At 72.7% G+C, this 21,880-nt stretch carries 20 protein-coding genes; 13 read left to right on the forward strand and 7 right to left on the reverse strand.

Annotation, left to right across the window (positions count from 1 at the left end; translation table 11 throughout):
- Window positions 1–451: 451 nt before the first annotated feature.
- Both sucC and sucD read left to right on the forward strand, forming a co-directional pair.
- Window positions 452–1,630, forward strand: coding sequence for an ADP-forming succinate--CoA ligase subunit beta (gene sucC, locus B073_RS0129255; protein ID WP_018541639.1), 1,179 nt, complete (start codon window positions 452–454; stop codon window positions 1,628–1,630).
- Between the two features lie 21 nt (window positions 1,631–1,651).
- On the forward strand, window positions 1,652–2,536 hold the full coding sequence (sucD, locus tag B073_RS0129260; RefSeq protein ID WP_018541640.1) for a succinate--CoA ligase subunit alpha: 885 nt from the start codon (window positions 1,652–1,654) through the stop codon (window positions 2,534–2,536).
- Between the two features lie 121 nt (window positions 2,537–2,657).
- Here the strand turns inward: sucD and B073_RS0129265 are convergent, their stop codons facing one another.
- Window positions 2,658–3,653 carry a hypothetical protein gene (locus B073_RS0129265; protein WP_026247841.1) on the reverse strand — a complete coding sequence of 332 codons (996 nt, stop codon included), beginning with the start codon at window positions 3,651–3,653 and terminating at the stop codon, window positions 2,658–2,660.
- 97 nt (window positions 3,654–3,750) lie between these two features.
- Here B073_RS0129265 and B073_RS41455 point away from each other — a divergent pair, with 97 nt between their 5' ends.
- Entirely contained in the window at window positions 3,751–5,448 is a 1,698-nt protein-coding gene (locus B073_RS41455) for a DUF6350 family protein (protein ID WP_199788209.1), read from the forward strand.
- Window positions 5,449–5,473: 25 nt separating this feature from the next.
- On the opposite strand, the gene B073_RS0129275 is transcribed toward B073_RS41455, so the two are convergent.
- Complete coding sequence (locus B073_RS0129275; protein WP_234025194.1) at window positions 5,474–6,391, reverse strand: hypothetical protein; 918 nt, start codon at window positions 6,389–6,391, stop codon at window positions 5,474–5,476.
- 287 nt (window positions 6,392–6,678) lie between these two features.
- Between B073_RS0129275 and purN the strand changes: the two genes are divergently transcribed.
- Window positions 6,679–7,323 carry a phosphoribosylglycinamide formyltransferase gene (purN, locus tag B073_RS0129280; protein ID WP_051094243.1) on the forward strand — a complete coding sequence of 215 codons (645 nt, stop codon included), beginning with the start codon at window positions 6,679–6,681 and terminating at the stop codon, window positions 7,321–7,323.
- The gene (gene purH, locus B073_RS0129285; protein WP_018541644.1) at window positions 7,320–8,900 is read left to right on the forward strand and encodes a bifunctional phosphoribosylaminoimidazolecarboxamide formyltransferase/IMP cyclohydrolase; all 1,581 of its coding nucleotides are present in this window, start codon (window positions 7,320–7,322) and stop codon (window positions 8,898–8,900) included. Before purN ends, purH begins: the two co-directional genes overlap by 4 nt.
- 78 nt (window positions 8,901–8,978) lie before the next feature.
- Here purH and B073_RS0129290 read toward each other — a convergent pair whose 3' ends face one another.
- Complete coding sequence (locus B073_RS0129290; protein ID WP_018541645.1) at window positions 8,979–9,560, reverse strand: hypothetical protein; 582 nt, start codon at window positions 9,558–9,560, stop codon at window positions 8,979–8,981.
- Window positions 9,561–9,683: 123 nt separating this feature from the next.
- The gene (locus tag B073_RS0129295) at window positions 9,684–10,460 is read right to left on the reverse strand and encodes an RDD family protein (RefSeq protein WP_018541646.1); all 777 of its coding nucleotides are present in this window, start codon (window positions 10,458–10,460) and stop codon (window positions 9,684–9,686) included.
- A 247-nt stretch (window positions 10,461–10,707) separates the two neighbouring features.
- On the opposite strand from B073_RS0129295, the gene B073_RS0129300 reads away from it, so the two are divergent.
- From B073_RS0129300 to B073_RS0129330, 7 genes are all read left to right on the forward strand, one after another.
- A complete protein-coding gene (locus B073_RS0129300; protein ID WP_018541647.1) occupies window positions 10,708–11,565 on the forward strand; it encodes a bifunctional methylenetetrahydrofolate dehydrogenase/methenyltetrahydrofolate cyclohydrolase in 858 nt (285 codons plus the stop codon).
- Between the two features lie 131 nt (window positions 11,566–11,696).
- Window positions 11,697–12,125 carry a DUF3017 domain-containing protein gene (locus B073_RS0129305; protein WP_018541648.1) on the forward strand — a complete coding sequence of 143 codons (429 nt, stop codon included), beginning with the start codon at window positions 11,697–11,699 and terminating at the stop codon, window positions 12,123–12,125.
- Window positions 12,126–12,249: 124 nt separating this feature from the next.
- Window positions 12,250–13,470 (forward strand): NADP-dependent isocitrate dehydrogenase, encoded by a 1,221-nt coding sequence (locus B073_RS0129310; RefSeq protein WP_018541649.1) that lies wholly within the window; start codon window positions 12,250–12,252, stop codon window positions 13,468–13,470.
- Between the two features lie 353 nt (window positions 13,471–13,823).
- Window positions 13,824–14,813 carry a malate dehydrogenase gene (locus B073_RS0129315; RefSeq protein ID WP_018541650.1) on the forward strand — a complete coding sequence of 330 codons (990 nt, stop codon included), beginning with the start codon at window positions 13,824–13,826 and terminating at the stop codon, window positions 14,811–14,813.
- A 247-nt stretch (window positions 14,814–15,060) separates the two neighbouring features.
- Entirely contained in the window at window positions 15,061–16,917 is a 1,857-nt protein-coding gene (locus tag B073_RS0129320; protein ID WP_026247842.1) for a hypothetical protein, read from the forward strand.
- A gap of 1 nt (window position 16,918) precedes the next feature.
- The gene (locus B073_RS0129325) at window positions 16,919–17,308 is read left to right on the forward strand and encodes a hypothetical protein (RefSeq protein ID WP_018541652.1); all 390 of its coding nucleotides are present in this window, start codon (window positions 16,919–16,921) and stop codon (window positions 17,306–17,308) included.
- 5 nt (window positions 17,309–17,313) lie between these two features.
- Entirely contained in the window at window positions 17,314–18,204 is an 891-nt protein-coding gene (locus tag B073_RS0129330; RefSeq protein ID WP_026247843.1) for a hypothetical protein, read from the forward strand.
- Window positions 18,205–18,251: 47 nt separating this feature from the next.
- Here the strand turns inward: B073_RS0129330 and B073_RS0129335 are convergent, their stop codons facing one another.
- From B073_RS0129335 to B073_RS0129345, 3 genes are all read right to left on the reverse strand, one after another.
- A complete protein-coding gene (locus B073_RS0129335; protein WP_018541654.1) occupies window positions 18,252–18,461 on the reverse strand; it encodes a DUF5988 family protein in 210 nt (69 codons plus the stop codon).
- Window positions 18,462–18,519: 58 nt separating this feature from the next.
- Window positions 18,520–19,116 carry a Uma2 family endonuclease gene (locus tag B073_RS0129340; RefSeq protein WP_018541655.1) on the reverse strand — a complete coding sequence of 199 codons (597 nt, stop codon included), beginning with the start codon at window positions 19,114–19,116 and terminating at the stop codon, window positions 18,520–18,522.
- A gap of 103 nt (window positions 19,117–19,219) precedes the next feature.
- Window positions 19,220–20,011: a hypothetical protein gene (locus B073_RS0129345; RefSeq protein ID WP_018541656.1), complete on the reverse strand. Its 792-nt coding sequence runs from the start codon at window positions 20,009–20,011 to the stop codon at window positions 19,220–19,222.
- Window positions 20,012–20,345: 334 nt separating this feature from the next.
- Between B073_RS0129345 and B073_RS0129350 the strand changes: the two genes are divergently transcribed.
- Window positions 20,346–21,821 (forward strand): aldehyde dehydrogenase family protein, encoded by a 1,476-nt coding sequence (locus B073_RS0129350; RefSeq protein WP_026247844.1) that lies wholly within the window; start codon window positions 20,346–20,348, stop codon window positions 21,819–21,821.
- Window positions 21,822–21,880 lie beyond the last annotated feature (59 nt).

Genomic DNA, 21,880 nt, shown 5'->3' on the forward strand with positions numbered 1-21,880 from the left:
TGTCCAACGGGACTTACCACCGAACTGACGAACGCGGCGACGCTCACCAGGGATCAACGGCGCCCGCCGTCACAGCGCGCAGCGGACGGCAGACGGCGGACGACGGACGACGGACGACGGCGGAGCCTCACCCGGAGCAGGAATGCCTCACCCCGAGCCGCTCGCCCCTGTGAAATCCCCCCGACGCGCCGTGGCATCCCTGCGGAAAAGGGGCGGCATCGTACGTTGGCCAAAAGATCTGTGACCGTAATCACCGCCGGAGTGTGATCTGTGATTTAGGGAGGCATGTCCAGCGGCGATACCCTGCGAGACGGACATGCCGCGTATCCGGACACCGTGTATACGCCTCCCCTGTGACAGCGCCGTCACGTTGCCCTTCGCGGCACGCCCATCGCAGACGAACGAACCGCGATCACTACGGCGATTCTGAGAAGACAAGGGACGGACGCGCGTGGACCTGTTCGAGTACCAGGCGAGGGACCTCTTCGCCAAGCACGGTGTACCGGTGCTGGCCGGTGAAGTCATCGACACGCCTGAGGCGGCGCGCGAGGTGACCGAGCGGCTGGGCGGCAAGTCTGTCGTCAAGGCGCAGGTCAAGGTCGGCGGCCGCGGCAAGGCCGGCGGCGTCAAGCTGGCCGCCACCCCGGACGAGGCCGTCGCGCGTGCGACGGACATCCTGGGCATGGACATCAAGGGCCACACGGTCCACAAGGTGATGATCGCCGAGACGGCGCCCGAGATCGCCGAGGAGTACTACGTCTCGTACCTCCTCGACCGCACCAACCGCACCTTCCTGGCCATGGCCTCGGTCGCGGGCGGCATGGACATCGAGGAGGTCGCCGCGACGACCCCCGAGAAGCTCGCCAAGGTCCCGGTCGACGCCAACGAGGGCGTCTCCATCGAGAAGGCCCGCGAGATCGTCGCCCAGGCGCAGTTCCCGGCCGACGTCGCCGAGAAGGTCGCCGAGGTGATGGTCACCCTGTGGCAGACCTTCGTGAAGGAGGACGCCCTCCTCGTCGAGGTCAACCCGCTGGCCAAGGTCGCCTCCGGTGACGTCCTCGCCCTCGACGGCAAGGTCTCCCTGGACGCCAACGCCGAGTTCCGCCAGCCGGAGCACGAGGCCCTGGAGGACAAGGCCGCGGCCAACCCGCTCGAGGCCGCCGCCAAGGCCAAGGGCCTGAACTACGTCAAGCTCGACGGCCAGGTCGGCATCATCGGCAATGGCGCGGGTCTCGTCATGAGCACCCTGGACGTCGTCGCCTACGCCGGTGAGAACCACGGCGGCGTCAAGCCCGCCAACTTCCTCGACATCGGCGGCGGCGCCTCCGCCGAGGTCATGGCCAACGGCCTGGAGATCATCCTCGGCGACCCGGACGTCAAGTCGGTGTTCGTCAACGTCTTCGGTGGCATCACCGCCTGCGACGAGGTCGCCAACGGCATCGTGCAGGCCCTGGAGCTGCTGAAGTCCAAGGGCGAGAACGTCACCAAGCCGCTGGTCGTCCGCCTCGACGGCAACAACGCCGAGCTGGGTCGCAAGATCCTCTCGGACGCCAACCACCCGCTGGTGCAGCGTGTGGACACGATGGATGGCGCGGCCGACAAGGCCGCCGAGCTGGCCGCGGCCAAGTAAGGGACGAGGACTCCAACAACCATGGCTATCTTCCTCACCAAGGACAGCAAGGTCATCGTCCAGGGGATGACCGGCGCCACCGGCATGAAGCACACCAAGCTGATGCTCGGTGACGGCACCAACATCGTGGGCGGCGTGAACCCGCGCAAGGCGGGCACCGAGGTCGACTTCGACGGCACGTCCGTCCCGGTCTTCGGCTCCGTCAAGGAGGCGATGGAGAAGACGGGCGCCAACGTCTCCGTCCTCTTCGTCCCGCCAGCCTTCGCCAAGGCCGCCGTCGTCGAGGCGATCGACGCCGAGATCCCGCTGGCCGTCGTCATCACCGAGGGCATCGCGGTGCACGACTCCGCCGCCTTCTGGGCGTACGCCAAGGCCAAGGGCAACAAGACCCGGATCATCGGCCCGAACTGCCCCGGCCTGATCACCCCGGGCCAGTCCAACGCCGGCATCATCCCGGGCGACATCACCAAGCCCGGCCGCATCGGCCTGGTGTCGAAGTCCGGCACGCTGACCTACCAGATGATGTACGAGCTGCGGGACATCGGCTTCTCGTCGGCCGTCGGCATCGGTGGCGACCCGGTCATCGGCACCACCCACATCGACGCCCTCAAGGCGTTCCAGGACGACCCCGACACCGACCTGATCGTGATGATCGGTGAGATCGGCGGCGACGCCGAGGAGCGGGCCGCCGACTTCATCAAGGCGAACGTCACCAAGCCGGTCGTCGGCTACGTGGCGGGCTTCACCGCGCCCGAGGGCAAGACGATGGGCCACGCCGGCGCCATCGTGTCCGGCTCGTCCGGCACCGCCCAGGCGAAGAAGGAGGCCCTGGAGGCCGCGGGCGTGAAGGTCGGCAAGACCCCGTCCGAGACCGCGCTGCTGGCCCGCGAGATCCTGGGCGGCTGAACCGCGTTCCCGTCCGCGTACCGCCGCGGCGGCACCGTATGACGGCCGTGGGCCCGCACCCCTTTCCGGGTGCGGGCCCACGGCCGTTCCCGCTTCCGGCGGCCGCCGGGGCGCGCCCCGTTCACCGGGCGTCGGGGGTGAGCCGGGCGCCGTTCGGCAGCGCCCGGTGCCGCCCGGCGGGGTGCCCGCCCTTCCGGTGGTGCGGTCGCGGCCGGTCCGCCTGCTGGGCCGCCGGGGGCACCGCCGCCGGTCCCGGTGCCGCGGACGGGGCCGCCACCGCCGGCCGCCGCGGCGGCGGCCGGTAGCCGTCCGGCGTGCCCAACGACACCGCCAGCGCCGTCACCGCCAGCAGCCCGGCCGCCCCGAACCCGGTACGGGTGGTCAGCCGGGCCCGCCGCTCCGCCCCGGTCCGCACCTCCCGCGCCGGCGGCACCACCACCGGGTGCGGCGCCGCCAGGGCGCCCAGCCGCGCGTGCAGCACCGCGCCCTGCCGGTCCGGCGGCAGCCCCTTCAGCCCCAGCTCCGGCAGCTGCTCGGCCAGGCACTCCCGGGCGTGCGTCAGCCGCCCGGTCGCCGCCGGCGTACTGGCCTCCACCTCCGCCGCGGTCTCGTGCAGCCCCAGCCCGATCCCGTCGTGCAGCAGCAGCGCCCGGCGGTACGGGACCGGCAGCGCCAGCACCGCGGTCAGCAGCGCATGGTCCGCCGGCACGGCCGGCGGCGGCGCGGGCGTCCCGGGCCCGGGACGTTCGGCGGGCCGCAGCCCGGGGAACAGCCGCCGCCACGGCGCCAGCGCGTACTCGTACGCGGCCGCCCGCACCCATCCCACCGGGTCCGGGTCCGCCACCACCTCCGGCCACCGCTGCCAGGCCGTCTGGAACGCCCGCTCGACGGCCCGCCGCGCGAGCCGGGCCCGTCCGGTGAGCAGCAGCGTCTGCCGGATCAACGGCCCGGCGTGCGCAGCGTAGAGCGCGTCGAAAGCTGCTGATGGACAGTCAACTAACCGTTTTTCAATGGATTTTGACGATGCGTCGACATCGGTGAGGGGAGTGGCGTCGGGCGGGGTGTCGTGCGGGGCGTCGGGGGTGGTCGGGTGCTGCCGCCGGTCGTGCTCGCTCATACCGGAAGTCTGGAAACGCGGGCGGCGGAGCGCGCGCGACACGTCGGACGGATGCCCGGTACGTGGCGGAAAGGGGCGTTATTGGCAGCATGGCCGTGTGAGCCAGTTGACCGAACGCGGCACCCCGCTGTCCTCGCACGGCCGGACCGCCGCGCAGCGCTCGTCCGCGATCGCCGCGGCCGCCGTCAGCGGGGTGACCGCCGCCGGACTCGGCCTCGGTGCGCTCGCGGTCGCCGTCCTGCTGCTCTGGGTCGCCTCCCCGTATCCCGACAGCGGCCCCTCCCGGGCGCTGCATCTGGCCGCCGGGCTCTGGTTCATGGCGCACGGCGGCGGCCTGGTCCGCGAGACGACGCTGTCCGGCGCCCCGGCGCCCCTCGCGGTGACCCCGCTGCTGCTGTGCGTCCTCCCCGTCTGGCTGCTCCACCGCGCCGCCCGGGACACCCTGGCCACCGCCGCCGACCAGCGCCGCGACGACGGCACCGCGGTCGCCCCGCGCACCCTGCTCGGCGCTCTGCTCGCCGGATACCTGCTGGTCGCCGCCGCCGCGCTGGTCTACGCCTCGACCGGCCGGCTGACCGCGGCGCCGCTCTCCGCGCTGCTCGCCGTCCCCGGCACCGCCGCCGCCACGCTCGGCGCGACCGCCTGGCGTCTCCTCGGCCGGGACGCCGCGGCGCTGCTGCCGGCGCGGGTGCCGCGCGCCTTCCGGGCACTGCCCGACACCCTCCGCGCCGCCCTCACCGGCCCCCGCCTCGACACCGCCCTGCGCGCGGCCGGCGCCGCCACCCTCGCGCTGCTCGCCTCCGGCGCCGCGCTCGTCCTCCTCGGACTGGCCCTGCACCCGGGGCGGTTCGCCGACGACCTGGGGCAGCTCGCCCCCGACTGGGCCGGCCGCTGCACGGTGCTGCTGCTCTGCCTCGCCCTGCTCCCCAACGCGGCCGTCTGGGGCGCCGCCTACGGACTCGGGCCCGGCTTCACGGTCGGCGCGGGCACCGCGGTCGGGCCGCTGGCCACTTCGCCGCGCCCTCCGCTGCCGCACTTCCCGCTGCTCAGCGGCCTGCCGGCGCCGGGGCCCGGCTCCTGGTGGCAGATCGCGCCGGCCCTGGTGGTGCCGGCGTCCGCGGCGGTGCTGCTGGCCCGGTACGCGGCCGGGGACGGCCACCGCTCCTGGGGGCGGACCGCCGGCACGGCCGCCGTGGCGGCGGTGCTGTGCGGGGTGGCGATGGGGGTGCTGGGCGGTCTGGCCGGTGGGGCGCTGGGCGAGGGCACGCTCGTGTCGTTCGGGCCCGCCGGGTGGCTCACCGGCCCCGTGGCGGCGGGCTGGACGGCGCTGGCCGGGGTGCCCGGGACGCTGGGGCTGCGCGCCTGGCGGCGGGCCGAGCGGCGGGCGGTCGAGGGCCGCGGCCCGGGGCTCCGTGCCCTGCCGGGCCACCTGTTCCGCCGCGGCCGGGCGTCCGGCCCGGAGCCGAGCCCGGACGTGTGCCCGGACCCGAGCCCGGATTCGAGCGGAGAGTTGAGCGGGGAGCCGAGCCCGGAACCGCACCGGGAGCCGGAGCCGACGACGGACCCGACGCTGGACCCGGCAGCGGTCACGACGGCAGCGGTCACGACGGCAGCGGCCCCGACGACAGCGGTCACGACGACGCCGGACCCGGCGGCGCCGAGCGCCGAGCCCAGCCGGCGCGAACGCCGGGCGGGCCGACCGGCCGGCCGGTGGACCGGCCGCGGCAGGGGCCGCCGCGAGCGGGCCCGCCGGGGCAAGGACGGCCGGGGCGGCGACCAGGAGAGCGCGGCCTGAGGGCGCGCCCAGGCGCGCCCGGTCCCTACTGTGGCTGCTGTTGCTGGCTGAGCAGCGGCCGGAGCTGCGGCGGCAGGAGCCGCTCGCAGGACTTGCCCGCCGCCTGGGTCAGTGCGTCGTTCACGCAGGTGAAGTAGTCGCGGTAGACGATCTGCACGGTGAATGTCGCGGCCACCATCATCAGCGCCAGCGAGGCGGTCACCAGGCCGGCGATCGCGGAGGTGGTCTGCGGCCGGGGCGCCGCGGCTGGGGCGCCGCCGGGCCGGCCCGGCGGGGGCGGGGTGGCGCCGCCGGCCGGACGCCCCTCCAGGGCCGCGGCGGTCGCCTTCTTCGGGGCGGGCTTGCCGCGCAGCGCGCTGATGCCCCAGTAGAGGGCGAGCGCACCCAGCAGCAGCGCCACCTCCGGCAGGCTGAAGAGGACGAAGAAGAACGCCCACATCCCGGCCAGCAGGGCGTAGCGGGCCCGGCGCTGGAGCGGGTCGGTGGGGTCCCAGCGCAGCCCGCCGGGGCCGCCGCCCGGTCCTCCGGGCCCGCCCGGACCGCCGGGGCCTCCCTGGCCGCCGCCCCGGCCCGGCCGGGTGCCGAACCCGCCGCCCTGCCGGCCCGGTTGGCGGCTGCTCCACTGGCTGCCCCAGGCCGGCGGCTGGTCCTGCGGCTGCTCCTCGTCGCCGTCGCCGTCGCCCTGCGCCTGTCCGGTGAGGTGGGGGCGCGGGCGCCACTCCTGGTCGGGGGTGCCGGCCGGCGGCGGCGCGAACGGGTTGTCGTCCCGGCCGGCGGAGGACGGGCCCGGGCCACCGGCGGACGGTGAGTCCGGGGCGGACGACGACTTGCGCTCGCGCGGCAGGACGACCACCCCCGGGGCGGTGGGGGGCTGGGGGCACCCTCCTCCGGCGATGGCCGGGGGAGGGAGGAGGAGAGCCGCGCGGCGGCGTCGGTCCGGCATCTGGAGTGAGTCTTCCCCTTGTCGCGGGCGTCCGTCCGGCGGGTGGGCCGGGCGGACGGTCACCATGAACTGCATGCGTTCTCCCGCCCGACGCTACCTCCCGTGCCCGCCCCCGTCCCGCGGGGGCCGCGCGGTGTGCCGGTATCGTTGCTGACGGTCGGCGCCTTCGTAGGGTTCCCCGGATTCAGGAAACCCCTCGCTTTGTACGACCGCACAAAGACCGCAGAGCCCCCGGACAGCACTCCAGCACCCCAGACCCGCAAGACCTGGCGAGAAAGACCTCCACCGTGGCCCCCTCTTCTCTTCCCGCTCGCGCCGCCCCGGCCCGCATCGTGGTACTCGTCTCCGGTTCGGGCACCAACCTCCAGGCGCTGCTCGACGCCATCGCCGAGGAGGGCGCCGCCGCGTACGGCGCCGAGATCGTGGCCGTGGGCGCCGACCGCACCGGGATCGCCGGCCTGGAGCGCGCCGAGCGGGCCGGGCTGCCGACGTTCGTCTGCCGGGTCCGGGACTACCCGGACCGCGCGGCCTGGGACGCGGCGCTCACCGAGGCGACCGCCGCGCACGCTCCCGACCTGGTGGTTTCGGCCGGCTTCATGAAGATCCTCGGCAAGGGCTTCCTGGCCCGTTTCGGCGGCCGGACGGTCAACACCCACCCGGCGCTGCTGCCCAGCTTTCCCGGTGCCCACGGTGTGCGCGACGCGCTCGCGTACGGCGCGAAGGTCACCGGCTGCACCGTCCACTTCGTCGACGACGGCGTCGACACCGGCCCGATCATCGCCCAGGGCGTGGTCGAGGTCCGGGAGGAGGACGACGAATCCGCGCTGCATGAGCGCATCAAGGAAGTCGAGCGCTCGCTGCTCGTCGATGTCGTGGGGCGTCTGGCCCGTCACGGCTACCACATAGAGGGACGAAAGGTACGTATCTCGTGACCGCCACCGAAGGCACCGCCACCGAAGGTACGCAGCGGCCCATTCGCCGCGCACTGGTCAGCGTCTACGACAAGTCCGGGCTGGAGGAGCTGGCCCAGGGGCTGCACGCGGCGGGCGTCCAGCTGGTCTCGACCGGGTCGACGGCCGCGCGGATCGCCGCCGCCGGGGTGCCGGTCACCAAGGTCGAGGAGCTCACCGGCTTCCCCGAGTGCCTCGACGGCCGGGTCAAGACCCTGCACCCCAAGGTGCACGCCGGCATCCTCGCCGACCTGCGTCTGGAGCCGCACCGCGAGCAGCTCGCCGAGCTGGGCGTGGAGCCGTTCGACCTGGTCGTCGTCAACCTCTACCCGTTCCGCGAGACCGTCGCTTCGGGCGCCTCGGCGGACGAGTGCGTCGAGCAGATCGACATCGGCGGCCCCTCGATGGTCCGCGCCGCCGCCAAGAACCACCCCTCGGTCGCCGTGGTCACCAGCCCCGAGCGCTACGCCGACGTCCTCGCGGCCGTCAACGGCGGCGGCTTCGACCTGGCCACCCGCAAGCGCCTGGCCGCCGAGGCGTTCCAGCACACCGCCGCCTACGACGTGGCCGTCGCCTCCTGGTTCGCGTCCTCGTACGCGCCCGTCGACGAGTCGCGCTTCCCGGACTTCGTCGGGACCACCTTCGAGCGCGCCAACACCCTGCGCTACGGCGAGAATCCGCACCAGCCCGCCGCCCTCTACGTCGACGGCAGTGGCGGTCTCGCGGCGGCCGAGCAGCTGCACGGCAAGGAGATGTCGTACAACAACTACACGGACACGGACGCCGCCCGCCGTGCCGCGTACGACCACGACGAGCCGTGCGTCGCGATCATCAAGCACGCCAACCCCTGTGGTATCGCGGTCGGTTCGGACGTCGCCGAGGCGCACCGCAAGGCGCACGACTGCGACCCGGTCTCCGCGTACGGCGGGGTGATCGCCGTGAATCGGCCGGTCAGCAAGGAGATGGCCGAGCGGGTCGCCGGCATCTTCACCGAGGTGATCGTCGCCCCGGACTACGAGGAGGGGGCCCTGGAGGCCCTCACCAAGAAGAAGAACCTCCGTGTGCTGAAGGCCCCGAGCGCGCCCTGCAACCGGGTCGAGGCCAAGCAGATCGACGGCGGTGTGCTGCTCCAGGTCACCGACCGGCTCCAGGCCGACGGCGACGACCCGGCCAACTGGACGCTGGCGACCGGCGAGGCGCTCTCCCCCGAGGAGCTGGCGGAACTGGCCTTCGCCTGGAAGGCGTGCCGGGCCGTCAAGTCCAACGCGATCCTGCTCGCCAAGGACGGCGCCTCGGTCGGCGTCGGCATGGGCCAGGTCAACCGCGTCGACTCCTGCAAGCTCGCCGTGGAGCGCGCGGGCGAGGAGCGGGCGCGCGGCTCCTACGCGGCGTCCGACGCCTTCTTCCCGTTCCCCGACGGCCCGGAGATCCTCATCGGCGCCGGGGTGCGGGCGATCGTCCAGCCGGGCGGCTCGATCCGTGACGAGCAGGTCGTCGAGGCCGCCGAGAAGGCCGGCGTGACGATGTACTTCACCGGCACCCGGCACTTCTTCCACTGAGCCGGACCGGTCGCGCGCGAAGGGCCGCACCCCGTCACTTCGGGGTGCGGCCCTCCGCCGTGCACGGGGCCGCCGCGGTCAGTAACGCGGCCGGCTGAACCAGGCGTTGCCGTCGTCCTTGGAGACGAAGACCAGCACCAGGATGCCCAGCACGGTGTGCACCAGACCGAACGGGAAGGTGCCCAGGCTCATGACGATGCCGATGACGCAGGAGACGATGGTGGCCACGCGGACGCCCTTGCCGCCGTTGGCGAACTGCGCGGCGAGCGTGATCGCGGCCACCGTGAAGATCACGATGATCGCGATCACCGCGATCAGCACGCCCTTGCCGACGCTGAACATCGACATGTCCTCATAGGGCGAGGAAGCGGCCTTGTGCGACGCCTTGGTGACGTCGCCCAGTCCCATCACCGCCAGCACCAGGCCGATGAGGTTCAGCCCGGCGAGCACGAACAGCAGCGCCCGGGCCGCCTTGACGCCGCCCGGCATCACCGTCGGGTACGGCATCTGCGCCGCGGGCATCGGACCGCCCGGGTACGGGCCGTACGGGGCCATCGGCTGCTGTTGCGGCGGCTGTGGCTGCATGGGCTGCTGGGGATAGCCGTAACCGGGCTGCTGTCCCGGCGGGGGGCCGTAGGGGTTGGGATTGGGATAGCTCACGAGCGGTGCCCTTCCAGGCGAGGCGAGGCGAAGCGGTATCGGCGAGCGCCACGAAGGCCCCCGGTCGCTGCTGCGAGGGGGCCTTCATCGGCTGTTGCGGGCGTCCGAGGGCCCGTTACGGCATTACTTGGGGACCTGGACGACCACGTTGCCGACGATCTTGTCCCCGAAGGTCTGGTTCTTCTCGTCCCACAGCGGCCACAGGTAGCCGATGCCACACAGCACACCGTTCAGGTAGCGGCAGAGGAAACGCACGAACGTCATGCCGAAGCCGAGGGTCTGGCCGGTGGACTCCTTGATCACCTTGATGCCCAGCGCCTTCTTGCCCGGGGTCTGGCCGGTGCTGCCTTCCTTGGCGATGAGGAAGATGACCGCGGCCAGCATGACCACATAGCCGAGCGCCCCCACCAGGAGGGCACCGACCGGCGTGCTGCTCGACGAGGCCGAGTTGATGGCGTTCGAGACGCAGGTGTAGTCCCCCGGAGGGCAGCTGGAGGTGTCCGGGATGGACCTGCTGGCCGAGGCGCCCGCAATGACGCCGCTGATGATGAACAGGATGACCGGCACCGCGGCGATGATGAGGCCGTCGATCAGGAAGGCGCCGACCCGCGCCCCCCAGCTCGCGTAACCCATCGGCATTCCCGGCATCCCGGGCATGCCCGGCTGTCCGTACGGCGCGGCCGGCTGCTGCGCGTAGCCGTAGCCCGGCTGACCCTGCGGCGGGACCTGCCCCTGCTGGGGGTAGCCGTACGGCTGCTGGGGCTGCTGCGGGGCGCCCTGCTGCGGGTAGCCGTAGCCCGGCTGGCCGCCCTGCGGCGGGACCGGCGGCTGCTGGCCGTACGGGCCCTGGGGGGCCTGCGGCGGCTGGCCGTAGGGGTTGTTCGGGTCACCGAAGCTCATGGTGCTGCTTTCCTCCGTTGGTGTCAGTGGGGGACGACGCGGCGTGACTCGGAGGAAAAACAGGTGTATTCATGGCCCGCCCCCGACGATGCCTGCGGCACTGCGCCGTCAATCCTTCTAGGTGAGGATTCCGTCTGTCCAGTCAAGGCGGTCAGCCTTTGTGCAACCGCAATGATCATTTCAGGACAACTGCCGTCCGCGCGCCCTGATTGGAACACGGGCACCTCCATCCGGGAGGATGGGGGGTATGACTGCCCAGATTCTGGATGGCAAGGCCACCGCCGCCGCGATCAAGTCCGAGCTCACCGCCCGCGTGGAGGCGCTGAAGGCCAAGGGTGTCACCCCCGGCCTGGGCACCCTGCTCGTCGGCGACGACCCCGGCAGCCGCTGGTACGTCAACGGCAAGCACCGGGACTGCGCACAGGTGGGCATCGCGTCCATCCAGCGCGAACTGCCGGAGACCGCCACCCAGGAAGAGATCGAGGCCGTCGTCCGGGAGCTCAACGAGGACCCGGCCTGCACCGGTTACATCGTCCAACTCCCGCTCCCCAAGGGCATCGACGCCAACCGCGTGTTGGAGCTGATGGATCCGGCCAAGGACGCCGACGGGCTGCACCCGATGAGCCTGGGCCGCCTGGTCCTCGGCATCGAGGGCCCGCTGCCCTGCACCCCGTACGGCATCGTCCAGCTGCTGCGGCGGCACGACGTCGAGATCAAGGGCGCGCACGTGGTCGTCGTCGGCCGCGGCATCACCATCGGCCGGCCGATGCCGCTGGTGCTCACCCGCAAGTCCGAGAACGCCACGGTCACCCAGTGCCACACCGGCACCCGCGACCTCTCCGCCCACCTGAAGCAGGCCGACATCATCGTCGCCGCCGCCGGTGTGCCGCACATCATCAAGCCCGAGGACGTCAAGCCCGGCGCGGCCGTCCTGGACGTGGGCGTCAGCCGGGACGAGCACGGCAAGATCGTCGGCGATGTGCACCCCGGCGTCGCCGAGGTGGCCGGCTGGGTCGCCCCCAACCCGGGCGGCGTCGGCCCGATGACCCGCGCCCAGCTGCTGGTCAACGTCGTCGAGGCGGCGGAGCGCGCGGCCGGCCTCTGACCAGCCCGGACGTGCGAGCCTGGAAGAGGGCCCGCCGTCCCGCGTCCCGCGCGGGCGACGCACCCGCGACACCCGACCTCTCCACCGATCTCCACACCGACCCGGACACCGGAAGGGGCTGACCGCCAGACATGGCTGCCGAAGCGCACTCGGAGGGTGCGTCCGAGCCGCAGCGCACCTCGCGCCGCTTTCCGCAGCTGACCCGCGACACCGCCCGCCCCGAGGGCGGCGGCCGGGCCGCCTCGGGCGACTACCCGGCGCCGGCCCGGCAGTGGCCGCTGCTGACCGTGCTGGGCGGGGTCGCCCTCGGGCTGCTGCTGGTCGCGCTGGACGCGTTCCGGATCGGCTCGATCGTGATCGGGCTGTCCCTACTGGGCGGCGCGGTGCTGCGGTGGGCGCTGCCGTCGGTGGGGATGCTGGCCGTCCGGTCCCGCTTCACCGACATGATCACCTACGGCGGCCTGGGCTTCGTGATCGTGATCCTGGCGATGATGGTGCAGCCCAAGCCGTGGATTCACATCCCGTTCCTGGACGACATCGTCCACTTCACGGTCCGCTAGGGCGCTTCTGACGGATCTCCGCGGCGCTGCGGCACACCTCGTGCCGTAGCGCCGCGGGCCTGTGTGACGCGGGTAACTTGGCGACCTCCGGGGGGTGCCCCAACCGCGAGAGGGACGTCCACGCATGGCCAAGATCAAGGTTGACCGCCCCGTCGTCGAGATCGACGGCGACGAGATGACCCGCATCATCTGGTCGTCCATCAGGGACCGGCTGATCCTCCCGTACCTCGACATCGACCTGAAGTACTTCGACCTGGGCATCGAGCACCGGGACGCCACCAGCGACCAAGTGACCGTCGACGCCGCGCACGCCGTCCAGGAGTACGGCGTCGGAGTGAAGTGCGCGACGATCACCCCGGACGAGGCCCGGGTCGAGGAGTTCAACCTCAAGGCGATGTACCGCTCGCCGAACGGGACCATCCGCGACATCCTCGGCGGCGTGATCTTCCGCGAGCCCATCATCATGGAGAACGTGCCCCGGCTCGTCCCCGGCTGGACCAGCCCCATCGTCGTCGGCCGCCACGCCTTCGGCGACCAGTACCGCGCCACCGACCTCAAGGTCCCCGGACCCGGCACGCTCACCCTGACCTTCGCCCCGGCGGACGGCGGCGAGCCGACCGAGCTGGAGGTGCACCAATTCCCCGGCGCCGGCGTGGCCCTGGCGATGTACAACCACGACGACTCGATCCGCGACTTCGCCCGGGCGTCGTTCCGCTACGGACTGGACCGCGGCTATCCCGTCTACCTCTCCACGAAGAACACGATCCTCAAGAAGTACGACGGCCGCTTCAAGGACCTCTTCCAGGAGGTCTTCGACGGCGAGTTCCGGACCGAGTTCGAGGCCCGCGGCCTGACCTACGAGCACCGGCTGATCGACGACATGGTGGCCGCGGCCCTGAAGTCGTCCGGCGGCTACGTCTGGGCCTGCAAGAACTACGACGGCGACGTCCAGTCCGACATCGTCGCCCAGGGTTTCGGCTCGCTCGGGCTGATGACCTCGGTGCTGATGACGCCCGACGGCCGGACCCTGGAGGCCGAGGCGGCGCACGGCACCGTCACCCGCCACTACCGGCAGCACCAGCAGGGCAAGGCCACCTCCACCAATCCCGTCGCCTCGGTCTTCGCCTGGACCCGCGGCCTGGCGCACCGCGGCAAACTGGACGACACACCCGAGGTGACCCGCTTCGCCCACACCCTGGAACGGGTCTGTGTGGAGACCGTCGAGGGCGGCCAGATGACCAGGGACCTGGCGCTGCTGATCGGCCCGGCCCAGCCGTGGCTGACCACCGACCAGTTCCTGGAGGCGGTGGACGCCGGGCTCCAGAAGGCGATGGCGCCCGCCTGAGCCGGCCGCGGCGGGCCTCCGCGCCTGGCCGGGAATCGCCCTCCCCGTGAAACCGACGCGAAAGTGGGGGGATTGGCCTCCCGTATCCCGGGCATGCGCACCACAACCCCCCACGGGTATGGCACAACCGCCGGCCGCCCGCGCTACCCCTCCGAGAGCGGGCGGCCGCCGCGGCCGGCGTGACGGCCGGTGAGGTGTCCCACACCGGCCCGTCACCTGCGCGGGTCGGGGGTCCGATAGCCTGACGCCGGGTCTCTCGATACCAAGAGACCTCGATGAATGGGCAGGGACACCCACCGCCGACCCAAGGTGGTCCAGGGGCTTGCCCCCGGAATACCGCGCAGGAGATCGCCATGACCCGCACTCCCGTCAACGTCACCGTGACCGGCGCCGCCGGCCAGATCGGTTACGCCCTCCTCTTCCGCATCGCCTCCGGCCATCTGCTCGGCGCGGACGTGCCGGTCAAGCTGCGCCTCCTGGAGATCCCGCAGGGTCTCAAGGCCGCCGAGGGCACCGCGATGGAGCTCGACGACTGCGCCTTCCCGCTCCTCCAGGGCATCGACATCACCGACGACCCGAACGTGGCCTTCGACGGCGCCAACGTCGCGCTGCTCGTCGGCGCCCGCCCCCGCACCAAGGGCATGGAGCGCGGCGACCTGCTGGAGGCCAACGGCGGCATCTTCAAGCCGCAGGGCAAGGCCATCAACGACCACGCCGCGGACGACATCAAGGTCCTGGTCGTCGGCAACCCGGCCAACACCAACGCGCTGATCGCCCAGGCCGCCGCCCCGGACGTGCCGCGCGAGCGCTTCACCGCGATGACCCGGCTGGACCACAACCGCGCGGTCACCCAGCTCGCGCAGAAGACCGGCACCCCGGTGTCCGAGATCCGCCGCCTGACCATCTGGGGCAACCACTCGGCCACTCAGTACCCGGACATCTTCCACGCCACGGTCGCCGGCAAGAACGCCGCCGAGGCCGTCAACGACGAGAAGTGGCTGGCCGACACCTTCATCCCGACCGTCGCCAAGCGCGGTGCCGCGATCATCGAGGCCCGCGGTGCCTCGTCGGCCGCCTCCGCCGCCAACGCCGCCATCGACCACGTCCACACCTGGGTCAACGGCACCGCCGAGGGCGACTGGACCTCCATGGGCATCCCCTCGGACGGCTCCTACGGCGTCCCGGAGGGCCTGATCTCCTCCTTCCCCGTCACCACCAAGGACGGCACGTACGAGATCGTCCAGGGCCTGGAGATCAACGACTTCTCCCGCGCCCGCATCGACGCCTCCGTCAAGGAGCTGTCGGAGGAGCGCGAGGCGGTCCGTGCCCTCGGCCTGATCTGAGCCGGCGCCGGCGCACCGCCGCACCACCCCCTTCCGAGCCCGTACGGCCCAACGGCCGTGCGGGCTCGGTCCGTTGACGGAAAGTCAGGGATTGGCAACGCGCTGACACGGTGGCCCCCGCTCCTCTATGCTCTGCGGTCCCTTCACACGTACGGGTGATGATGCGCGCCGGCGGAACTGCGCCGCCGCGCCGGCGCGTTGTGAGGGGTGCGCGTAGGCGCGGATCGGCAGGCACGGGGGAGGCTGGATGACTGGTAACGAGGTGCCCGCGCAGCCAGGAGGGCCGGAGGGACGGCCACGGCTGCGGAAGGAATCCACGGGTGCTCCGGTGCCCGCACCGCTCCCCGCGACCCCGCCCGCGGCCAGCGAGGCCACCCGCCTGCTGTGTGCCGGGACCTACCTCGACGAGACCTTCCGCGACACCGTGATCGACGAACTCTATGTCCACGAGGAGCGGTTCGCCGCCCCCTCCCTGGGCATCGACGCGGCCCGGGTGCTCGCCCACGCCCTGCGCGCCCGCCGGCTGGAGCTCGGCTGGTCGGCGGCGATCCTGTTCACCTGGATCGTGGTCATCGTGCTGTCGCAGGGGCTGGCGCTGGCCTATCTCAGCCCCGTCATTCTGCTGGGCCTGGCCCGATTCGTGCGCCGGCTGCCGGTCGCGGCCGGGCTGACGGGCTTCGTCTCCTTCCTGTTGCGCTGGTACGCCCGGATCTCACTGACGCTCTTTCTGGCGGGTCTGGCGCTGGCGGCCTTCGGCAACGAGAGCATGCTGCGGCTGCTCGCGCTGGCGCAGTCGCCGACCGCACTGCTGGTGGCGTACCTCGGCTCCGCCGTCTCGGGCGCCGGAACCACCGGCCTGCCCTCCGGGGCCTCCGGCCTGCCCTCCGGCAGCGGATGGCCCAACCCGGCCGCGGATATCGGTGGTTCGGACTCCGCCGTCCTCTTCGCCGTCTGGGTCACCCTGGCGCTGCCGGTGCTCGTGACCGTCCTGGTCGCCCTCAAGCGGGGCCAGTTCGCCCGCGCGCTGGCCCGCGAACTGTCCCGCGAGCGCTTCCCCGACATGATGTCCGACCCGGCCGAGCAAGCCGAGGGCGTCCGCTTCCAGCGGCTGCGCGAGCGGGTGCGGACCGAGCAGCACGGGCCGCTGGTGATGTACCGCCCCGGCGATCCGTTCTGCGGCGCGGGCGAGCCGTTCAAGCCGTGGTCGCTGTCGGTGGAGCTGGTGCCCCGGGCCGACGGCGCCGCCCTGCCGCTGGACAACGGCGAGATCCTCGCCCGCATCGTCCCGCTGGTCGAGGCGCTGCGGGTGCCGTCCGGCTCGCCGGAGACGGCGGACGCGGTCCGCGACCGGCTGCGCGCCCTGGAGGTCGACCAGTGCGTCTTCCTGCCCGTCGACGGCCTGCCGAGCCGCGCCGCCGCGCCGTACGCCCCCGCCGCCTTCGAGGCGCACCGGGCCGCCGCCCTGGAGGAGGGCGGGGAGACCCGCCGGCACTTCCTGCGGATCCGGGTCGGCGGATGGCACGAAGGCGTGGTCACCACGGTCTTCGTCCGCGTCCACACCCAGGGCGGGATGCTGATGATGGAGGTGGCCCCGCATGTGCTGTGGCCGCTGCGCCCGCTCTTCCAGGACGCCGACCGGATCGCCCACCAGTACCGTCACCACGACCGCTTCGGCAAGGCGGTCTGGGCGCTGAGCCACAGCCCCCGGTCCGCCGGCGAGGCGCTGCTCACCCTGGCGCGCGGGCTGGGCGCCACCTGGCGGCTGGCCACCGAGGGCCACGGCGCCGCCCTCCCGGAGGGCCCGGCCGCCTCCGTCCGTGAACTGGCCGCGACCGGTGAGGCGTCGCTCTTCCAGTACATGGACGTGGCCCGCTATCTGAAGACCGTTCAGCAGCGGGTGGCGGCCGGCGTCACAAGCGCGCTGCACGACGCGGGGTACCAGACCGCCGAGTTCGAGCAGCGCATCGTCCATGTCGCCGACGGCGGGGTCTATGTCGAGTCCGCCCAGGGCGCCGTCGGCATCGGCGACCACAACACCATCACCAGCAACGGCGACCCCGCTCCGCGGAGCGGGGTCGACTCCTCCCCGAAGGGCAGGTCCTGACGTGGCATCAGCTGACGCGAACGGCAAGGGCGACGGCATCCACATCGGCAGTGTCCAGGGCGCCTTCGCCATCGGCGACCACAACACCGTCACCCACCACGGCACCAACGCCCAGGGCGCCGCACCCGCGATCGACCCGGCCCACGAACAGCTCCTCCAGGCCGCCCGCACCCTCCGCGAGGACCTCGGGCGGGCCGTGGAGAGCCCCGAGGTCCGGGCGCTGACGGCCGAACTCGCCGGCACCGAGGAGGAGATCACCGGCACCGGCGCCGCCGCCCCCGGCCGGCTGGCCCGGCTGCGCACCGCGCTGACCGACGCCGGCGCCGTGGTGGGGCTGCTGGCGTCCGGCGCGGCGGTGGTCCAGGCGGTCGCCGCCCTCCTGGGAGGGTGACGCCCGTGCCCCAAGGCCCCGAACCGCGCTGGAACCCCGACACCCAGTCCTGGGAGACCGGCCCCGCGCGCCCCACCCGCGCGTACACCGGCCCGGTGCCACCTCGCCCGGCCGCGCCCCCGCCGCCCACTGCCCCCGGACCGGGCGCGAACGAGCCCGCCGAACCCGCCTACGCTCCCTGGCCGCCACCGGCCACCGGCCCGGACACGGCGGGGATGCCCGTGCCCGCCGTGGCCACCGGCCGCCGGACCCGGATCTTGATCGCCTCCGCGGTGGCCGTCGTCGTGGCCGGTGCCGGCGGGGCCTACGCCCTGTGGGGCCGCGGCCCGCACGCCACGCCCGCCCGCCCCACGGCCTCGGCGAGCGGCACCGCGACCGCCACCCCGACCAACGCGGCGGCGCCCTCCGCCTCGCCCAGCGCCGACGTCTCCGCCTCCGCCTCCGCCACGGCCGTGCCCAGCGGCTCCCACCTCGTGCACGACGAGAAGGGTTTCACCCTCGCCGTCCCCGACGACTGGCGGCGCGAGCTGCGCTCCACCGGGGTCTTCTACACCTCGCCGGACGGCCGCAGCCTGCTGCAGATATTCCAGATCACCGAGCCCGACCTCACCCCGCGACAGGCCCTGGAGCAGGCGTCCAAGGGCCTTGCCGGCAACCCCGGTTACAAGGAGCTGGGCCTGGAACCGCGCCAGGGCCCGCCCGGCCCCGACGGCGCCCAGCTGACCTACGCCTACGACAGCGACCGCCTGGGCGTCCGCGTCCGGGCCGTGGACTGCGCCTTCACGGTCCCCGACGGCCGCCAGTTCGCGGTCCTCGCCCTGGGCCCGGACGCCGACTGGCCCCGGCAGGCGGAGGTCCAGCGGATCGCCCTGGACTCCTTCGCGCCCACCACCTGACGGCCGTCCACCCGAGCGGCCGTCCACCGGAGCAGCCGGCCGGGCCGTCAGCCGGGCAGCTCGGTCCGCTCCCACCACTCGTACACCGGCAGCCGGCCGTCGGCGGTGTCCCACTCCCGCGTGGTCGGCCGGAAGTGCTCGTAGCCACCGCGGTACGGGACCTTCAGGTCGCCCGCCCCGGGTTCCACCTCGACGATCCGCTTGCTGATCCCCTCGGGACCGCCCTGGAGTACTGCCTTGGGTGCCTTGCTCTCCATGGCGGCAGTGTCTCGCGCACCGCGCGGGCGCCCGGGGCGGCTCGCCGGGACCGGGCGGTCAGTCCCGGGGGAAATCCTCCGTCGAGAGCGTCATGCCGAGGACGGTGTCGGTGAGGTCGATGGGTTCGCCGTAGGAGACGGTGACGTCGTTCTCGTAGTCGCCGTCTTTGGGCTGGGTGAACACGCGGCACCGGCCGAGGTAGGGGTCGGCGATGACGTAGACAGGGACTTCGGCGGTGGCATAGGCCGTCAATTTGGGGCCGTAGTCGTTCGCGGCGGTCCCTTTGGAGATGACCTCCGCCACGAACTCGACGTCCTGGTAGCGCCAGCGGCCGTTCTCCTTCTTGGCGTTCTCGGCGAGCTTGGCGACGTCCGGGCAGAAGCCGTTCTTTTCGCCGGGGAAGTCGATCCGTACGTCGGACTTCACCAGCCTTTTCTTCCCGCCGAATTGCTCTCGCAGCGCCGTCGTGATCTCGAAGATGGTGTCCCAGTGGACATCCCGCTGCGGTGACATGAAGACGGTCCCCTCGACGATCTCGACCTTGTATCCCTCGGGGACGGGCATCCGCTCCAGCTGATCGAACAACTGGTCCAACGTCAGATCACCGGACTTGGCCATCTCGATCCATTCGGTTCGCTCAAGGCTGATGGTCATCGTGCCGCTCCTCCCCGCTCCGCCGCGGGATGCGGGGAGCCGCACGGTTCAACGATACGTATGTACGAACGTCACGGGGGTGAAAGTCCGGCGGGGGCTGACGTCACACGGACTGGTTCTGGCCCCCCTCCAGGACGGAGACGTCGATGGTCTGGCCCGGGGGCGGGGTGTGCGTGGAGACCGGGTGGTCGTAGTCGCTGAGCAGGACGGTGCTGGTTTCGTCGTCGACCCGGGTGGCGAGCTTCAGGGGGTAGTGGGTGCCCTTGATGGCGACGTAGACGGTCTGGGTGGCGTCGCCGGCCTTCTTGACGACGGGGAGGACGCGGGTGCCCTCGTGGGTGGTGGGGCGGCCCTTGGAGAGCGTGACGGCGGGGGCCGGGGAGGGGCTCTCCTCGGGGGCGGGCGACTGCGGGGTGACCGCCTTCTGGAAGGCGGTGAGGTCGCAGGCGGCGGCGAGGCTCTGCAGGAAGCTGTCGTCGGTGGTGCCGTGGAGGAAGCGGTCCCGGTAGGTGCGGGCCGCGGTGGTGCCCTCGTCGCCGGGCAGCTGGCTCTTCCAGAAGGCGGCGTCGGGCTTGAGCCAGACGTCCTTGCCGTGCTTGATCAGGTCGACCCGGCCCTGTGCGCCGTTGCTGATGTCGCCGGCGCAGTTCCCGGCCCGGTCAAGCGTGAGGTCGAGCTTGGTGGCGTCGACGGAGGTCTCGGTGCGCAGCCGTACGGAGGTCGCGCCGAGGAGGGCGTGCAGGGCCTCGTCGGAGATCTGCTGGGCCGACTTGTGGGCGAGGTCGCCCTCGTCGCCGGGGTCGTCGGCCGGGGCGACGGCGGCGCAGGTGGCGGCCGCGATCAGGCCGGCCGCGCCGCAGGCCAGGGCGGTGAGGGAGGGGCGTCTGCGGGGCATCTCGGCACCTCCGTCCGGAGGGGCTCCCGGGACCGCGGTGGGCCGTCCGGGAGGCTCCCGGGGTGGGCATACGGCTATTCAGAGTACTTTCCGGGCTATTCGGGCGCATGCGGAGAGGTCGGGCGCCTCGGGGTGACTCGGGTCACTTTCGATGAATGTTCCGGCATAGGAACGGAGGTTTGGGTTAGGGGTCCACGTTGCTGGCGGGGCAGTGGTTGAACCAGTGAAGATCACTGGACGGCCCGGCCGCCGGCGGGAACACATCCGGAAAACGGAAGGCAGAAGGACAGTCGTGGCGGCAACCGAGACAAGCGAGACCATTCACGTAGGCGGGCTGTGGCGGGCGGCCGCCTCCGGTGCCACGCGCGAGGTCCTGGACCCCGCCGACGCCACGACGCTCCAGGTGGTCGCCGAGGGCGGCGCCGAGGACGCCGACGCGGCCGTCGCGGCGGCCAAGGCGGCCTTCGACGGCGGCGCCGGGGTGTGGCCCCGCACGCCGGTGGCCGAGCGGTCGGCGCTGCTGCGCCGGGTCGCCGGCCTGCTCCAGCGCGACCGCGAGAAGATCGCGCTGATCGAGAGCCGGGACACCGGCAAGACCCTGGAGGAGGGCCGGGTCGACGTCGACGACGTCACCAACGCCTTCCGCTACTTCGCCGACCTCGTCGTCAACGAGAGCGGCGGGCGGGTCGTGGACGCCGGGTCGGCCGACGTGCACAGCGTCGTCGTGCACGAGCCGGTCGGTGTGTGCGCGCTGATCACGCCCTGGAACTACCCGCTGCTGCAGGCCAGTTGGAAGATCGCGCCGGCCCTCGCGGCCGGCAACACCTTTGTGATCAAGCCCAGCGAGGTCACCCCGCTCTCGACCGTGCACCTGGTCCGGCTGCTGGTCGAGGCGGGGCTGCCGGACGGCGTCGCCAACATCGTCACCGGCGCCGGGCTGCCCGTCGGCCAGCGGCTGGCCGACCACCCCGACGTGGACCTCTTCTCCTTCACCGGCGGACTGGTCAGCGGCACCAAGGCGGGCGCGGCGGCGGTCTCCGGCGCCAAGAAGATCGCCCTGGAGCTGGGTGGCAAGAACCCCAACGTGGTGTTCGCCGACGCCTGCGCCACCGACGAGGGCTTCGACACCGCCGTCGACCAGGCGCTGAACGCGGCGTTCATCCACAGCGGGCAGGTCTGCTCGGCCGGCGCCCGGCTGATCATCGAGGAGGCGGTGCGGGACCGCTTCGTCGCCGAACTCGCCCGCCGCGCCGAGAAGATCAAGCTCGGCCGGGGGACCGAAGAGGGCGTGGAGTGCGGCCCGCTGGTCTCCCAGCAGCAGCTGGACAAGGTCGAGGCGTATGTCGCCTCCGCGCTGGCCGAGGGTGCGAGCCTGCGCTGCGGCGGCGCCCGCCCCGAGCCGAGCGACGTCCGGCCGGCCGGCGGCTACTTCTACCTGCCGACCGTGCTGGACGGCTGCCACCGCGGGATGAAGGTCGTCCGGGAGGAGACCTTCGGGCCGATCCTCACCGTCGAGACCTTCACCACCGAGGACGAGGCCGTCGCGCTCGCCAACGACACCGAGTACGGACTGGCCGGTGCGGTCTTCTCCGCCGACACCGCGCGCGCCCGCCGGGTCGCCGCCCGGCTGCGGCACGGCACCGTGTGGATCAACGACTACCACCCCTACCTGCCGCAGGCCGAATGGGGCGGCTTCGGGAAGTCCGGCATCGGCCGCGAGCTGGGGCCGACCGGACTCGACGAGTACCGGGAGAGCAAGCACATCTACGAGAACCTGCGGCCCGAGCCCGTCCGCTGGTTCGCCGGCTGACCGGCACCCCTTCCGGTACGACCCCGGCCCGGACACCCCGACGTCCGGGCCCCGCGCAC

Source organism: Streptomyces sp. MspMP-M5, assembly GCF_000373585.1.
Taxonomy (GTDB): domain Bacteria; phylum Actinomycetota; class Actinomycetes; order Streptomycetales; family Streptomycetaceae; genus Streptomyces.

Excerpts from the sequence above, each read along its gene's own strand:
- B073_RS0129345 (WP_018541656.1), bottom strand. The coding sequence starts at position 20,011 with ATGCCCCGCAGACGCCCCTCCCTCACCGCCCTGGCCTGCGGCGCGGCC.
- B073_RS0129305 (WP_018541648.1), top strand. The coding sequence starts at position 11,697 with ATGGCTGCCGAAGCGCACTCGGAGGGTGCGTCCGAGCCGCAGCGCACC.
- B073_RS0129300 (WP_018541647.1), top strand. The coding sequence starts at position 10,708 with ATGACTGCCCAGATTCTGGATGGCAAGGCCACCGCCGCCGCGATCAAG.
- B073_RS0129315 (WP_018541650.1), top strand. The coding sequence starts at position 13,824 with ATGACCCGCACTCCCGTCAACGTCACCGTGACCGGCGCCGCCGGCCAG.
- B073_RS0129335 (WP_018541654.1), bottom strand. The coding sequence starts at position 18,461 with ATGGAGAGCAAGGCACCCAAGGCAGTACTCCAGGGCGGTCCCGAGGGG.
- B073_RS0129295 (WP_018541646.1), bottom strand. The coding sequence starts at position 10,460 with ATGAGCTTCGGTGACCCGAACAACCCCTACGGCCAGCCGCCGCAGGCC.
- B073_RS0129310 (WP_018541649.1), top strand. The coding sequence starts at position 12,250 with ATGGCCAAGATCAAGGTTGACCGCCCCGTCGTCGAGATCGACGGCGAC.
- B073_RS0129340 (WP_018541655.1), bottom strand. The coding sequence starts at position 19,116 with ATGACCATCAGCCTTGAGCGAACCGAATGGATCGAGATGGCCAAGTCC.
- B073_RS0129320 (WP_026247842.1), top strand. The coding sequence starts at position 15,061 with ATGACTGGTAACGAGGTGCCCGCGCAGCCAGGAGGGCCGGAGGGACGG.
- sucD (WP_018541640.1), top strand. The coding sequence starts at position 1,652 with ATGGCTATCTTCCTCACCAAGGACAGCAAGGTCATCGTCCAGGGGATG.
- B073_RS0129275 (WP_234025194.1), bottom strand. The coding sequence starts at position 6,391 with ATGCCGGACCGACGCCGCCGCGCGGCTCTCCTCCTCCCTCCCCCGGCC.
- B073_RS0129265 (WP_026247841.1), bottom strand. The coding sequence starts at position 3,653 with ATGAGCGAGCACGACCGGCGGCAGCACCCGACCACCCCCGACGCCCCG.